Genomic DNA, 14,677 nt, shown 5'->3' on the forward strand with positions numbered 1-14,677 from the left:
TATCCCGGATAACGCGAGCGCGCCCACCCGAGCGCGCCTCGGGACAACGCGGGCGCGCCCCGGATAACGCGAGCGCGCAGGACCCTGAGGAAGCTCAGGGTCAGCGGCGACGTTCGGCAGAAGCCGGAGCCCGCCAAGATCCATAACGTCGAGGGCATGATGCACATGCTGGAGTCGGCGGTCGCCTCGCCCTGGGTCTACCTGGTGTTGTTCGCGGTCGCCGTGCTCGACGGGTTCTTCCCGATCGTCCCGGCCGAGACGATGGTGATCACCGCGGGCGTCTTCGCCGCCGGAGGCCGGCCCAACCTGGCACTGGTGATCGGAGTGGCGGCGCTTGGCGCGTTCGTGGGCGATCACGTCTCGTATCACATCGGCCGCACCGCCGGGCAGGGTCTGCTGCGCCGGATGCCCCCGGACAGCAAGCGGCGGGCGGCGTACGAGTGGGCGTCGAAGGCATTGCAGGAACGGGGCGGGCTGTTGCTGGTCGTCGCCCGGTACATCCCCGGTGGCCGGACCGCGGCGACGATGACCACCGGGGCGGCGGCGTACCCGAGGCGGAAGTTCGCGATGTTCGACGCGATCGCCGCGTCATCCTGGGCCCTCTACTCGGGACTGATCGGCTACCTGGGCGGGCGGGCGTTCGAGGACGACCCGTTGCACGGGCTCTTGCTGGGACTCGGCATCGCGGTCTCGATCACCGTGGCGGTGGAGGCGACTCGGTATCTGCGGCACCGGAAAGCCCGGCCTCGTACGCCAGAATCGCCGCCTGCACCCGGTTACGCAGATCGAGTCGGGTCAAGATCGAACTGACGTGGGTCTTGACGGTCCCCGCCCCGAGGAAGAGCCGTTCGCTGATCTCCTGATTGGACAGTCCGGCCCCGATCAGGGCGAGCACCTCCCGTTCCCGCTCGGACAACCGGCCGACCCGGGCGCGGGCGTCGGCGACCCGGGTGAGCTGGTCGCCGCCGAGGTGGGCGATGACTCGCCGGGCGACGCGGGGGGACAGGAAAGCCGCGCCCTCCGCCGCCGCGCGTACGCCGGCCGGCAGTTCGCGGGGATCACCGGATTTCAGCAGGAACCCGGATGCTCCGGCGGCCAGCGCCGCCGAGATGTACTCGTCCTCGCCGAACGTGGTCAGCATGAGAACGGCCGTCTCCGGGAGGCCCCGGCGGATCTCCCGGGCGGCGGCCAGACCGTCGAGCTTGGGCATGCGGATGTCGAGCAGTGCGACGTCGGGCCGATGGCGAAGAGCCAGCTCAACCGCTTCGCGGCCGTCACCCGCCTCGGCGACGAGCTCGATGCCCGGGTCGCTCGCCAGGATCGCGCGTACGCCCGACCGGATCATCGGCTCGTCGTCGGCGACGAGGAGCCGGATCATCGGGACCGGCCCGGGATCAGGTCCTTGGTGACCAGGCGGCCGTCGCGGAAACACAGCCGGTAGACGTCGATGGGACCGGCGAACAGATCGGTGTTCACCCGGTAATACTCGCATTCCGCCCCGTCGGGCGCGGCAGGCTCGGTCACCTCGGGACGCCCGTCCACCTGGTGCGACGGCAGGTCCAGGTCGGACCGGAGCTGCCCGAGCTGGAAGGACTGGTAAGCGGCTGTGTCTACATAGGATGTCGTGACCTCATACACCCGGAGCCCCAGCACGATGAGCCCGATCGCCGCGAACGCCGCGAGCTGCACCGCGACGCCGCCCCACAGCGTACGGCGGACGGACCGGCGAGCCGATTCGCGCGCCGGTGGCGGTGGCGGCGGCATCGGGGGAGCGCCGTCCACCGGCAGCTCCGCGACCAGCTCGAATCCGCCGTCGATCGGCCCCGCCCGCAGCGTCCCGCCCGCCAGCCGGGCCCGCTCCGTCATCCCGACCAGGCCCCGGCCGCCCGGTTCCACCGTCGCGGGTCCACCCGGTCCGTTACGCACGGTCACCGTCACCCGGTCACCCACGCGCCGCACGTCGACGGTCACGGCCGCGCCCGGCGCGTGCTTCGCCGCGTTGGTCAAGGCTTCCTGCACTATGCGATACGCCGAAAGCCGTCCCATGGCCGGTAAGTCGTCGGCCGCAGAGCCACTGAGCGAGACGGCCATCCCGGAGTCCCGCGTACGCCGGACCAGCTCGACGAGGTCCGGCACGTGCGGCTCGGTCGGGGCGACCTCGGGGCCGGCGTCGCCGGCGAGCACGCCGATGATCTCCCGCAGCCGTTCGGTGGCGTCGGCGGCCGCGACTCGGACGTCGGCGGCTGCCGTGCGATGGTCTTCCGACAGGTGCGAATCGAGTTCGAGGGCTCCAGCGCGCAGGGCGATGAGGCTGAGTTCGTGGCCGAGCGAGTCGTGCATGTCCCGCGCGATCCGGGTGCGCTCCCGGAGGCGGGCCTCCTCGGCGACGAGTTGCCGTTCACGTTCCAGCTGTTCGGCCCGGAGCCAACCGGCCTCCACGAGCGCGGCTCGCTGACGGGCGTACTGCCCGGCCCACCAGGGCAGCACGGCGAACACCGCCAGCGGGATCAGCACCTCGATCCAGGCCCACAGATCACCGAGCCCGGCGACGGCGAGGCCCAGCCCGGCCAGCGCGACCAGCCCGAACACAACGGCGGCCGGTGCGGCGCGGGGCATCCGGCGACCGGCCACCAGGGCGGCGAGGATCGACAGCAGGATCGGCCAGACCGGCAGCTCGTTGGTGCCGATCGGGATCACTAGGTTCGCCGCGGAACCGGCCGCCAGCGTCCAGACGGGCGCTCGCCTGGCCGCAGCGTACGCGATCGCGGTCAACCCGAGCCCGAGAACCATCCCGGGCCAGCCACCCCAGAGCTCCGCCACGACGACGGCCGCAACTCCGACGGCGCCGACGCCGTCGCGGAGCCGGGCGGCATGGAGCATGAACCCACGGTAGCGGGCCTACCGTTAGGGTGTGGTCATGAAGATCGCGATCACCGGCAGCACCGGCCGGGTGGGCGGCCGGGTCGCTCAGCGGCTCCTCGAGTCGAGCACCGAGTCGGTCGCCGAGTCGCAGATCGTCCGGCTCACCCGGCGAGACGCTCCGTATGAGGATGTGTCGGCGCTGCGGGCGGCCCTCAAGGGCGTGGACACCCTCGTCTTCGTCTCCAGCGACGGCGAAGCCGCCCGGATGATCGCGCATCACCAGAACGTGCTGCAGGCGGCGGCCGACGCCGGAGTCGGGCACGTCGTGCTGCTCAGCGGGCTCGACTCGGCTTTGGACTCGCCCTTCTGTTACGCGTACACGAATGGCTTCACCGAGCAGATGTTGCGCGGCAGTGGGCTGGGCTACTCGATCGCCCGCGCGGGCCTGTTCGCCGAATTCTTCGGCGGCCTGGTGCGGCAGGTCGCGGCGGACGGCACTGTGCGGCTGCCGACCGGCGGTTGCAGCGTGTCGCTGGTGGCCCGAGACGACGTGGCCGACTGTCTCGCCGCGCTGGCGCTGGCCGGTCCGACGAACCGCCACCACGATCTGACCGGCGAGCAGAGCCTCTCCGGCGCGGACGTCGCCGCTGCCGCCGGGTACGCCTTCGAAGAATGCCCGGAGGCGGAGTTCGCGGCCTCGCTGACGCTCGGCGGCGAGGAACCCTGGTGGGTGTACGCCTACACCTCGATGTTCGCCGCCATCCGGCAGAACCGCTGGTCAGCGGTCAGCGATGAGGTCAACCGGCTGCTCGGCCGGCCGGCGGCGCGCATCTGAAGGGTCGGATCTGGGTAGAGGTCGTTCGCTAGGGAAGGAGGAGGCGTGTCGGAACCGATCACGGTCGACGAGTTGCGTCCGGGCGACCACGCGTGCCTGACCTACTCCGACCGCGACGAACGACTGGACATCGTGGCCGCGTTCATCGCCGACGGGCTGGATCGCGGTGACAAGATCATCTGCTACACCGAGGACCTCTCGGCAGACCAGATGACGGCCGAGCTGGTCAGCCGGGATGTCACTGGGGCCCGCGCGGGGCAGCTGGTGATCGCGCCGAGCCGGGACGCCGGCCTGGCGGGGGTCGGTGCGCAACCTGTCGTCGACGTTCTCAGCACCGAACTGGCCGCCTCGGTCGAGCAGGGCTTCCCCGGCCTACGGGTCTCGGCCGACATGTGCTGGGCGGTCTCGCCGTCCCCGGCGGCGGAGCGGCTGGCCGAGTTCGAGACCGCGCTCGGCAGCCTGTTCAGTTCGGGCAAACTGACCGCGATCTGCGAATACGACCGCGACCGTTTCGACCCGGTCACGCTGGCCTTCGCCGCGCGGTCGCACGCCAAGACGGTCGCGGCGCTGGCGTACCACGACGATCCGGTGCTCCGGATCTGCCGGCAGCACCGGCCGCCCGGCGTACGCATCGCCGGTGAACTCGACTACACCCATCGCGACCCGCTGGAACAGGCGTTGTCCGAAGCGGTCCGGCTCGACCACCAGCTGTACTTGAACCTGGCCAAGTTGCAGTTCATCGACGTCGCGTGCGCCACGCTCGTCGCGAAGACGGCGCTCTCGCTGCCGCCCGGGCGGACGATGACGATCGTGGCCTCTCCGGTGGTCGCCGCCGTCCTTCGGCTCCTCGGCGTACGGTCCTCGGGTTCGCCGTCCGACGTCCGAATACGATTGATCGAAGTCGATGAGCACCCCTGAGCTGCGCCCGCCCGAACGCGACCGGCCCGGCGTCGCGGCCGATCTGCTCGAGCAACAGTTCGACGCGGCCGGCCTGTACGCCCTGCGCTCGGCGATCGCGGCGCATGCCTCCGAACTCGGCGCAGACTCACGGCGAGCGGGGGAGATCGTGCTCGCCTGCCACGAGCTCGCCATCAACGCCGTACGCCACGGCGGCGGGCGCGGCCGGCTTCGCCTCTGGCGCTCCGGCGACCTGCTCTATTGCCAGGTCGCCGACGACGGCCCGGGCCTGACCGACCTCGACAGCGGCTCGCAGCCGGTGCCGCTGGCCGATCCCGGCGGCCGGGGACTGTGGATCGTCCGCCGGCTCGCCGCCAGCGTCGAGATCGCCAACCATCAGGGTGCCACCGTGACGGCCGCCTTCGCCCTCCACTAGCCCGCTCGGCATGATGTCCCGATGACGACGATCACCGTGCGCCAGGCCGGCCTCGCCGACACGGACGGCGTACGCGCGGTCGGTTTGGCCGCGTGGCCGCCGACGTATGTGCCGCTGACCGGTCCGGAGTATGTGGAGTGGGCGCTGGCCACCTGGTGGTCGATCGAAGCCACCGAGCGCGGGATCGCGACAGGCGACGTGCTGGTCGCCGAGGTGGGCGGGCGCATCGTCGGCATGGCGGGACTGGGCGCGAAGGATGGCGTACCGGTGCTGTGGAAGCTGTATGTGCTCCCCGGAATGCAGGGCGCAGGTGTGGGTTCGGCGCTGATGGCGGCCGTCTTCGACCGGCTGCGCCGACGCGGCGACGACCGGCTCCGCCTGGAGTACCTGGAGGGCAACGAGCGGGCGGCGGCGTTCTATCGGGCTCACGGGTTCCGGGAGATCGGCCGGACCACCGACCCCGAGCGTCCCGGCGTACCGGAGGACGTGTGGATGGAGGTCGCGCTCTAGAGCGGCTACCGTTCCCGCGCCGGCGGTACGATCATGGGCGATGTCCATGCCCTATGAGGCCACCGGCCGGGTCGGCCAGAAGGCCCGCACCCGGCAGGCGCTGGTCGACGCGACCCGGCGACTGCTCGCCGATGGTCAGACGCCGCAGGTCGAGGAGGCTGCGGAGGCGGCCGGCATCTCGCGGACGACGGCCTACCGATACTTTCCGAATCAGCGCCTGCTGCTCATGGCGGCGCACCCCGAGATCTCCCCGGACTCGTTGCTGGGCCCGGACGCGCCCGCCACCCTGCCGGACCGGCTCGACGCGTTCATGGCGGCGTTCTGCGAGTACAACTTCACCTGGGAACCTCAACTGCGCGCTGCTTTACGCGTATCCCTGGAGCCGGAAGCGGAACGGCCGACGTTGCGTCAGGGCCGCGCGGTGCGGTGGATCGAGGACGCCTTGGCGCCTTTGCGGGAGACCCACCCGGAGCTGGACGTGCACGCCCTGGCCGTGGCGATCCGGTCGGCCGTGGGCATCGAAGCGTTGATCTGGCTGCTCGACGTGGCGGGTTACGGCCACGCGGAGGCGGCACGGACCGTTCGGGAGACTGCGCGGGCCCTGGTGGCGGCGGCGACCCGCGAAGTGTGAATGGCCGCCGGCTGAACCGGCGGCCATTGTCGAGAAGAGTCAGGACCAGCGGAAGAACCGAGCCGCGACTCCCCACGCCACCGCCGCGTACGCGCACAGCACCACCACGTGCAGCGCCTGCCGCCAGTGCCCGACGGTCGCGTCCTGCATGACCTGGACGCCCGCCCCGAGCGGGGTGTATTCGCCGATGCGCTGCAACGTCTCGGGCATGACCTCACGTGGAACCCAGAGGCCGGCGAAGAACATCAGGGGGAAGAAGGTCAGCGACCCGAGACCTTGCGTCATCTTGGCGCTGCCGGCCGTGGCCAGCACGAGCCCGATGCCGAACAAAGTGGCTGCGACCAGCAGGAAGCCCAGCACGAACGCGGTCGGGTTGCTGGGCAGGTCGACGCCGTACGCGAGCCAGCCGACCGTCAGCACGAGCAGCACCCCGATGCCCAGCACGGTGAGCTGGGTCAGCGCCTGAGCGGCCAGCAGGTCACGGGCCCGCGCCGGGGTGGCCGCCAGGCGGCGCAGGATCCCGCGTTCCCGGTAGGTTGCGAGCTGCGCCGGCAGCATGCTGAGCGCGACCATCGCGACCGCCATGGTGAGCATGATCGGCACGTAGATCGAGATGGTCGACCGCCCGCCGAGTTCCGGATCGGCCGCCCGGAACGCCGGTACGCTCCCCAGCACCGCCAGGATCGCCGGGGCGAGCAGGATGCCGAAGATGACGGCCGCGACGTCGCGGAAGTAAAGACGCAGTTCGGTGCGGAACATGGTCGCGTTCATCGGGTCACTCCATCGGTGCTCGCGGAAGCGGTGCTTGCGGAAGTCTGGGCGGTTAGCTGCACGAAAGCGTCGTCGAGTGTGGACTGTTCGACGCGGAGGCCGAGCGGGCTGAGCCCCTGCCGGGCCAGCTCGGCGACGACGGCGGGCAGCGCTTCGTCGTTGCCGCGTACGGTGAACCGGTCGCCGTCGGCGGTGACGGCTGTGACGCCGGGCAGGCCGTCGAGCGGGACCGGCCGGGCGAGGCGGAAGGTGAGCACCTGGCCGGTGGCGACCTTGGCGGCGAGCCCGGCCGGAGTGTCCAGGGCGGCGATCCGCCCGTCGTGGATCACGGCGACCCGGTCGCACAGCCGCTCCGCCTCGTCCATGAAGTGCGTGACCAGCAGAATCGTCACGCCGCGGTCGCGGATGTCGGAGATGAGCTGCCACGTGTCGCGGCGCGCCTGCGGGTCGAGCCCAGTCGTCAGCTCGTCCAGGATGGCCAGGCGAGGGTTGCCTACCAGCGCCAACGCGATCGACAGCCGCTGTTTCTGACCGCCCGACAGCTTCGCGTACGCCGTGTTCGCCGAGCCGGCGAGCCCGAGGTCGTCGATCAGCTGCTCCGGCCGGGCGGGGTCGGGGTAGAAGGAGGCGAACAACTGCAACGCCTCGCGTACCGTGATCCGGTCCTGCAGGGCCGACTCCTGGAGCTGCATGCCCAGGATCCGGCGGAGCCGGTCGCGGTCGCGCTGCGGATCGAGGCCCAGCACCCGGATGTCGCCCCGGTCCGGCGTACGCAGTCCGCCGACGCACTCGACGGTAGTCGTCTTGCCGGCGCCGTTGCGTCCGAGGATGCCGAAGATCTCGCCGCGCTCTACGGAGAAGCTCACGTCGTCGACGGCGATCCGCTCGCCGTACCGCTTGTGAAGGTTGAGGACTTCCAGCACTGTCATGCCCAAGACGCTAGAAATCGGCGGCGTCGCGCAGTATCCGGTTGGCTCTCCGATGGGGGTAGACCTAGCCCTACCCCCATCGGGGACCTGGCCCCCGTGCGAAGTCGCCGCCGGACCCGCCAGACTGGGCTCCATGTCGGCCCGATTGCGCGCGTTCGCGGCAGGTCTGGAGCTCTACGCTCTGAGCCTGTTCGGCCTGCTGTGCCTGATTCCCGTGCTCGCCATGTTCGTCCCGGGGTTCCTGCTCGGCCTGGTCTTCCTCGTGCCCGGCCCGCTGCTCGCCGTGCGCCGGCTCACCGGCGTCGTGCGGCGGCGTACCGGCGAGCTCACCGGCATCGAGATCCGCGAACCCTACGTGCCCGCGCCGCCCTTGCCGCAGCCCCAGGCCGACGGCTGGTATCAGCGCGATCGCCAGCTCTACAAGCGACTGTGGTGGCCCCGGCTCGCCGATCGCATCGACTGGGTGCTGGGCGACAACGCGACCTGGCGCGATCTGGGCTGGCTGGCCGTCTCGCCGCTCGCCGGGCTGCTGGGCGTCCTGCCGCTGGCGTTGCCGGTCGCGGCCGCGATCTTCGCCCCCGCGCCCAGCCCACTCCTGACGTTCCTGCTGGTCGCGGCGGGTGCGGTGGTCGGCCTCGCCGTCGCGCCGCAAGGTCTGCGGGTGACCGCGCGGTTCCATCGGCGCCTGCTGGGCGGCTCGGTGCTGCGGACCGACGTCCAGGACGTCCAAGCAGATCATCGGGTACGCGCATGGGTCGCGAAGGCCTCGTCACCGGTGGTGCGACTGGCCCTGCTCCTGCTCACGAGTCTGGTCGCGATCCCGGTGTTCGCCGCGACCGCGATCGCCTTGATTCTCGGCTACGGTGTCGGCCTGGTCTTCGTGGTCCCATGGGCGCAGGCGGATCTGCGCTGGCTGGCCGACTGGCGGAGGTCGCTCGCGCATTGGTCGGGCGTGTCGATCCCGAGCCCCTACCGGCCGCTGCTGCCGTTGGTGCGCCGCCCGGACGGCATGTTCCGGGTGCGCAAGAGCCTCTACAAGTCGGAGCGCTGGGCATCCTGGACTCAGCGGCTCTACTGGGTGCAGAGCGATCCGGCGACGTGGCGGGAATTCGTGTGGCGGGGAACCGATCCGATCATCGGCGGGCTCATCGCGGGAGTGCCGGTGGCACTGGTCGTCTACGGCATCTGGGGTCTCATCCTGCCTCGGATCGTGCACCTGTTCGTGAGCGATTCGCCCGCGAGCTTCTGGTATGGGACCTTCTTCGGTCATCCCGGCCTGGCGATTCCGGGCGGCCTGATACTGGCCGCGACGGGGGTGGCGATCGCACCGGCCGCCCTGCGGCTGCACGGCCGCTGGACCCGGCTACTCCTGCAACCGGCCGGCGAGACCGTGCTCGCCCAGCGGGTCGAGCAGCTGACCCTGTCGAGGGCCGACGCGAGCGACGCCGCGGCCCGGGAGTTGCGCCGCATCGAGCGGGACCTGCACGACGGCACGCAGGCCCGGCTGGTGGCGCTGGGTCTGCGGCTGGGCGCGATCGAGCAGCTCATCGACACCGATCCGGCGGCCGCCAAGGACCTGGCCGGGCAGACCCGGGAGGCGGCCGCGCTGGCGCTGCGCGAACTCCGGGAGGTCGTCCGCGGCATCCATCCGCCGGTGCTGGCCGAACGAGGTCTCGCCGACGCCGTACGCGCGCTGGCGCTGGACAGTCCGCTCACGGTGACCGTCGACATCGACCTGCCGATGCGGCTGCCCGAGCCGATCGAGGCGGCGGCGTACTTCTCGCTGGCCGAGGCGCTCGGCAACGCCGCGAAGCACGCCCGCGCCCGGAAGGTCGCCGTACGCCTGGACCTCATCCTCGGCGAGCGCACCGGTGACCCCGACGTGCTGCGGATGTGCGTACGCGACGACGGGCAAGGCGGCGCGGACCCGGATCGGGGGAGCGGCCTGCGCGGGCTCGCCCGGCGGCTCGGTATCTTCGACGGGACCCTGTCGCTGTCGAGTCCGCCCGGCGGTCCCACCGAGCTGATCATGGAGCTGCCATGCGTGTCGTCCTCGCCGAGGACCTCTACCTCCTCCGGGAAGGACTGGTTCAGCTTCTGACGGCGCACGGGTTCACCGTCGTCGCGGCGGCCGAGACCGGCCCGGAGCTGGCAGCCGCGCTGGACGAGCACGAGCCCGACGTCGCGATCGTCGACGTACGCCTCCCGCCGACCAACACCGACGAAGGACTCCGGATCGCCTTGGCGGCCCGCCGACGCCGTCCCGGCCTCCCCGTCCTGGTCCTCTCCCAGCACGTCGAGCAGCTGTACGCCCGCGAGCTGCTCGAGGACGGCTCCGGTGGCGTCGGCTACCTGCTCAAGGATCGCGTACTGAACGCCGACCAGTTCGTCGACGCGATCCGCCGAGTGGCCGCGGGCGGCACCGCGATGGATCCGGACGTCATCGCCAAGCTGCTCACCCGCGCACAGCCGAACGGCCCGGTCGACCAGCTGACTCCTCGGGAAACCGAAGTACTCGGGCTGATGGCCGAAGGCCGGTCCAACGCGGCGATCGCCCAGCGGCTGTACATGAGCGAGGGCGCGGTCGGCAAACACACCGCGAGCATCTTCGGCAAACTCGGGCTGGCCCCGTCCGACGACGACAATCGGCGGGTGCTGGCGGTTCTCGCGTATTTGAACAGCGCCCGCTGAACGCGCGCGGGGCACCCAGCCTTCAGCGGTGACGTCACCGGCGAAGGGAGCGGTACGAGCCGGGCGGGACGCCGTACCGCTGCCGAAACGCGCGGCTGAAATGCGAAGCGCTGGGAAAGCCGGACGCGGCGGCGACCCGTTCGACCGGCAGCTCGGTCGCCTCGAGCAGCCGGGCGGCGAACACCAGCCGGGCGTCACGCAGGGCTTGCATCGGGCTCTGGCCGGTCTGGTCGGCGTACAGGTGGGCGAACCGCGACGGCGAGATCGCGACGGCGGCGGCCAGCGACCGCACCGTATGCGGTGCGCCCGGGTCGGCGGCGATCAGCGCCTGCGCCCGGCTGATCCGGTCGTCGAGCCGGGGTTCGGGCCGATCCGGCCGGGCGGCCGTCGTGGCGAGCAGGACGATCTCCTCCAACGCGCACAGCGCCAATTCCCGGGCGGCGTCGCTGTGTGCCACTGCCGCTCGGGTGGTGGTGAGCTCGGGTTCGGGCGGGGCGGCCGTGCCGGTCCAGCGGGCGTCGGCGTGCATACGCCGGAAGCCGGTCTCGACACGTTCCCGTACGCCCTCCGGCACACCGCCGACCGCGTACAGCCGATCGCCCCGGGAGTAGGGCCGCAGCCAGGACGACCACGTCGCGCGGGCCTGGCAATGCGCCCACCAGAAGGTCCACTGCCCGGTTCCGGGAGCCACTTCGTAGTGCTGCCGGACGCCGGGGCCGAGCACGACGAGGTCGCCTGGACCGGTGTCGACGACGGTCCGGCCTTGCCGCATCCGCCCCGAGCCACCGGTCGTCCAGGTGAACAGCCAGCTGTCCGCGCCGTGCGGACGGCTGACGCTGTAGCCGGCCGCCTGGTCGTAGTGATCGACGATCACGAGTCCCGACAGCGGTGGCACGTCAGCAGAATCGGGCACGGGGGCAGCAGTCATGGGCATCCCTTCACGACGCCGATAAGCCTAGCGTTGCTGGTGTAACGAGACGCCAGGAGGAGAGGCATGACAGCGACAGACAATTTGGTCGAGCAGTTCGAGGAGCAGGGCTACCTGGTGGTCCGGGGACTGTTCAGCGCGGCCGAGATCGAGGAGTTGCGGACGGAGTTCATGGCGATGCCCGCCGCCGGGCCCGTCCCCGGGCATTTCCAGCCGCGGGTGCCGGAGGACGGCGAGCCCTTCGATCCCCTGCACACCTATCCGCGGGTGATGCATCCCCACCAGATCAACGACCTCGCGCTGCGCTATCTGCTGGAGCCGAGGCTGCGTACCGTCCTGGAGACGTTGCTCGGCGAGGAGGTGCTCGCCGCGCAGAGCATGTTCTACTTCAAGCCGCCGGGCGCGCGCGGTCAGGCGCTGCACCAGGACAACTTCTACCTCCGGGTCGAACCGGGCACCTGCGTCGCCGCCTGGATCGCCTGTGACGTCATCGACCGCGAGAACGGCGGGCTGGAAGTCGTCCCCGGTACGCACCGAATGGACCTGTTCTGCCCGGAGGAGGCCGACCCCGAGCTGTCGTTCGTCCGGGAGTACGTGCCGCCGCCGCCGGGCCTGGCCGCGGTGCCGGTGGACATGCAGCCGGGTGACGTGCTGTTCTTCAACGGCAGTCTGGTGCACGGTTCGCAGCCGAACCGCACCGCCGACCGCTTCCGCCGCTCGTTCATCTGTCACTACGTGGGCCGGTCGGCGGAGCGCATCGGCAGCTGGTACCAGACGATGTCGATGAGCGGCGACCGGGTGGTGCTGCCGCTGAGTGAGGGAGCGGGGCCCTGCGGTACGGAGTTCGAAGCGATGGGGCCGCACTGACCCCGCCGGCCGCATACCGGTGGACTTCGCCGGATGTGCCCGCGCCCGCCCAGGCCGGGCACATCCCGATGGGTGGTGGCAGGATCGCCGTCACGAGCCGGTACCTGACCCGCGACGGCCGGCCGTGGCTCCCGGCGACCGGCGAGTTCCACTTCAGCCGGTATCGGCGCGATCGATGGCGCGAAGACCTGCTCAAACTCCGGGCCGGTGGGCTGACCGGGGTGTCGAGCTATCTGTTCTGGCTGCACCACGAGGAGACCGAGGGCGAGCTGAGTTTCGCGGGCGACCTCGACGTGCGGCACTTCGCCGAGCTTTGTGCCGAGGCGGGTCTCGATTTCGTCGCCCGGATCGGTCCCTGGGTGCACGCCGAAGCCCGCAACGGCGGACTGCCCGACTGGGTGCTGGCGGGATGCGTACCGCGCTCGAACGATCCGGTCTACCTCGCCCGGGTACGCCGTTGGTACGCAGCCGTCGCCGAGCAGTTGAGCGGTCTCGATCACGCCGGCGGGGGACCGGTGATCGCGGTCCAGATCGACAATGAGTACCACGGCGGCGACGGCCATCTGCGTACGCTGAAAGACATGGCGCAGGAAGCCGGCCTGGTAGCTCCACTATGGACGGCGACGGCGTGGGACGGCGTGGATCTGGCGGGAACCGGCCTGCTGCCGACGTACGCCGGCTACGCGGACGGATTCTGGTTCGACGCCGACGAGGGCTGGCCGGAATCGTGCCGGACTCAGTTCGGCTTCAGCCACGCCCGCGACGGGATCAGCGACGGGCCGACCGAGTTCCCGTTCCTGACCTGCGAACTCGGCGGCGGGATGGCGACCGCGTACCACCGGCGACCTGTCGTGACGCCCGACGACGTCGCCGCGGTGGCGCTGACCAAGCTCGGCAGCGGTGCGAACATGCTCGGCTACTACATGTTCCACGGCGGCACCAACCCGATCGGCCGGCACAGCACCTTCCAGGAGTCGCGAGCCACCGGTTACCCCAACGACCTGCCGATCCTCAGCTACGACTTCCAGGCGCCGCTCGGCGAACACGGCCAGTACCGACGCCACTATCACCGATTGCGGCGGCTCCATCTGATGCTGGCGGACTTCGGCGAGGTGCTCGCGCCGATGCCGATGGTTCTGCCCGGTCCGAGTCCGCTGCGCTGGGCCGTTCGCAGTGACGGCCGGTCGGCGTTCCTGTTCGTCAACAATCACCAGCCGCATGAACCGCTGCCGTCGCGCGACGGGGTTCGGTTCCGGCTCGAACTGCCCACGACCATGGTGGAACTGCCCAGCCTGCCGGTCACGGTTCCGGCCGGCGCGAGTTTCTGCTGGCCGGTCAACCTACGGTTCGCGGGTGTGTCCATCTTGTACGCGACTGCGCAGCCGATCTGTGTGGTCGACGACGACTGCGGGCGACCCGTGCTCGTGCTGGCCGCCACGGAAGGCGTCGAGGCCGAAGTCGTCCTCGCCTCGGGCGAGGTGTTCCGCGGTCTGCGCCCCGGGACGGACTGCCTGATCAGCATCGGCGACGACGCGAAGGTGCTCGTGCTGGACTCGGCCAACGCCGACCGGCTCTATCGGGGCGACCTCGGCGGACGGCGGCGGCTCCTGCTCTGTGCGGACGGGGTCGTCTTCGACGGCGGTTCGCTGCGATTGCATACCGGCCGGGCGGAGCCGAGTTTCTCGGTGTTCCCGCCACCGTCCACCCCGCCGGAGGTGGCCGGAGCCCGCGTGGAGTCCGATGTGGACGGCTGCTTCACCCGGTACGCCGTGGTGTTCGACGAGCCGCCGGTGGCTCCGCCTGCGCTGCCATTCGAGCAGCTCCGAGCAGCCGGACAACAGCCGGAACGGGCGGGGGTTCCGGAAGACTCCGATTTCGACGAGGCGGCGGTGTATCGGATCGACATCCCAGCCGCACTGCGCGCGGCTGCATACGACGTGTTGCTCCGACTGGACTGGCAGGCTGACGTCGGTCGTGCATACCAAGGAGATCGCCTGGTGGCCGACCAATTCTCCCAGGGTGAGCCGTGGGAGATCAGCTTGAGCCGGCTCGAGCCCGGCGACCTGACGGTGCGGTTGTTGCCGGTACCCGGGTCCCAGGCGGAGCTTCGGCAGGTCACCGCCGTGCCGTCGTACGCCGTTACGGTCACCGGAACCGGCTGGCGGGCCGAACCCGATTGGACGGCAGCGCACCGGCCGAGTACTGTTGCTCCTCGGCCGTGACATTGCGCTAGGAGGTGAGCCCCGTGAACGTTGTATCGATGTGGGTGCTCCCCCCGTCGTCACGGCCCGGCGATTGATCTGACCATCGCCCGGGAGCG

General features: G+C 70.8%; 15 protein-coding genes. 10 read left to right on the forward strand and 5 right to left on the reverse strand.

Annotated elements, in window-relative coordinates:
* Positions 1-156: 156 nt before the first annotated feature.
* Positions 157-810, forward strand: a complete 654-nt coding sequence (locus tag HOV77_RS31520; protein WP_290868936.1) for a DedA family protein — start codon at positions 157-159, stop codon at positions 808-810.
* Here the strand turns inward: HOV77_RS31520 and HOV77_RS31525 are convergent.
* The gene (locus tag HOV77_RS31525; RefSeq protein WP_290868938.1) at positions 695-1,378 is read right to left on the reverse strand and encodes a response regulator transcription factor; all 684 of its coding nucleotides are present in this window, start codon (positions 1,376-1,378) and stop codon (positions 695-697) included. The two genes, HOV77_RS31520 and HOV77_RS31525, sit on opposite strands and share 116 nt — an antisense overlap.
* The gene (locus HOV77_RS31530) at positions 1,375-2,880 is read right to left on the reverse strand and encodes a histidine kinase (protein ID WP_290868940.1); all 1,506 of its coding nucleotides are present in this window, start codon (positions 2,878-2,880) and stop codon (positions 1,375-1,377) included. The genes HOV77_RS31525 and HOV77_RS31530 overlap by 4 nt, the downstream gene beginning before the upstream one ends.
* 37 nt (positions 2,881-2,917) lie before the next feature.
* Between HOV77_RS31530 and HOV77_RS31535 the strand changes: the two genes are divergently transcribed.
* The 5 genes from HOV77_RS31535 to HOV77_RS31555 are packed head-to-tail and all read left to right on the forward strand — an operon-like array spanning position 2,918 to position 6,171.
* Positions 2,918-3,697, forward strand: coding sequence for an NAD(P)H-binding protein (locus HOV77_RS31535; protein WP_290868942.1), 780 nt, complete (start codon positions 2,918-2,920; stop codon positions 3,695-3,697).
* Positions 3,698-3,742: 45 nt separating this feature from the next.
* On the forward strand, positions 3,743-4,615 hold the full coding sequence (locus HOV77_RS31540) for an MEDS domain-containing protein (RefSeq protein WP_290868944.1): 873 nt from the start codon (positions 3,743-3,745) through the stop codon (positions 4,613-4,615).
* Positions 4,602-5,030, forward strand: a complete 429-nt coding sequence (locus HOV77_RS31545) for an ATP-binding protein (protein ID WP_290868946.1) — start codon at positions 4,602-4,604, stop codon at positions 5,028-5,030. The genes HOV77_RS31540 and HOV77_RS31545 overlap by 14 nt, the downstream gene beginning before the upstream one ends.
* A gap of 21 nt (positions 5,031-5,051) precedes the next feature.
* The gene (locus HOV77_RS31550) at positions 5,052-5,540 is read left to right on the forward strand and encodes a GNAT family N-acetyltransferase (protein WP_290868947.1); all 489 of its coding nucleotides are present in this window, start codon (positions 5,052-5,054) and stop codon (positions 5,538-5,540) included.
* A 40-nt stretch (positions 5,541-5,580) separates the two neighbouring features.
* Entirely contained in the window at positions 5,581-6,171 is a 591-nt protein-coding gene (locus HOV77_RS31555) for a TetR/AcrR family transcriptional regulator (protein WP_290868949.1), read from the forward strand.
* A 39-nt stretch (positions 6,172-6,210) separates the two neighbouring features.
* Here HOV77_RS31555 and HOV77_RS31560 read toward each other — a convergent pair whose 3' ends face one another.
* Both HOV77_RS31560 and HOV77_RS31565 read right to left on the reverse strand, forming a co-directional pair.
* Entirely contained in the window at positions 6,211-6,942 is a 732-nt protein-coding gene (locus HOV77_RS31560; protein ID WP_290868951.1) for an ABC transporter permease, read from the reverse strand.
* Positions 6,939-7,871, reverse strand: a complete 933-nt coding sequence (locus HOV77_RS31565) for an ABC transporter ATP-binding protein (protein WP_290868953.1) — start codon at positions 7,869-7,871, stop codon at positions 6,939-6,941. The genes HOV77_RS31560 and HOV77_RS31565 overlap by 4 nt, the downstream gene beginning before the upstream one ends.
* A gap of 133 nt (positions 7,872-8,004) precedes the next feature.
* Here HOV77_RS31565 and HOV77_RS31570 point away from each other — a divergent pair, with 133 nt between their 5' ends.
* Together HOV77_RS31570 and HOV77_RS31575 are read left to right on the forward strand one after the other, a co-directional pair.
* A complete protein-coding gene (locus HOV77_RS31570; RefSeq protein ID WP_290868955.1) occupies positions 8,005-9,972 on the forward strand; it encodes a sensor domain-containing protein in 1,968 nt (655 codons plus the stop codon).
* Positions 9,912-10,562, forward strand: a complete 651-nt coding sequence (locus tag HOV77_RS31575; RefSeq protein WP_290868957.1) for a response regulator transcription factor — start codon at positions 9,912-9,914, stop codon at positions 10,560-10,562. The genes HOV77_RS31570 and HOV77_RS31575 overlap by 61 nt, the downstream gene beginning before the upstream one ends.
* 34 nt (positions 10,563-10,596) lie before the next feature.
* On the opposite strand, the gene HOV77_RS31580 is transcribed toward HOV77_RS31575, so the two are convergent.
* On the reverse strand, positions 10,597-11,490 hold the full coding sequence (locus HOV77_RS31580) for a helix-turn-helix domain-containing protein (protein ID WP_290868959.1): 894 nt from the start codon (positions 11,488-11,490) through the stop codon (positions 10,597-10,599).
* Positions 11,491-11,556: 66 nt separating this feature from the next.
* Here HOV77_RS31580 and HOV77_RS31585 point away from each other — a divergent pair, with 66 nt between their 5' ends.
* Both HOV77_RS31585 and HOV77_RS31590 read left to right on the forward strand, forming a co-directional pair.
* On the forward strand, positions 11,557-12,357 hold the full coding sequence (locus HOV77_RS31585; protein ID WP_290868962.1) for a phytanoyl-CoA dioxygenase family protein: 801 nt from the start codon (positions 11,557-11,559) through the stop codon (positions 12,355-12,357).
* A gap of 68 nt (positions 12,358-12,425) precedes the next feature.
* A complete protein-coding gene (locus HOV77_RS31590) occupies positions 12,426-14,579 on the forward strand; it encodes a beta-galactosidase (protein ID WP_290868965.1) in 2,154 nt (717 codons plus the stop codon).
* Positions 14,580-14,677: the final 98 nt, after the last annotated feature.

The sequence above is a fragment of the Hamadaea sp. genome (genome assembly GCF_013362815.1).
Lineage (GTDB): Bacteria > Actinomycetota > Actinomycetes > Mycobacteriales > Micromonosporaceae > Hamadaea.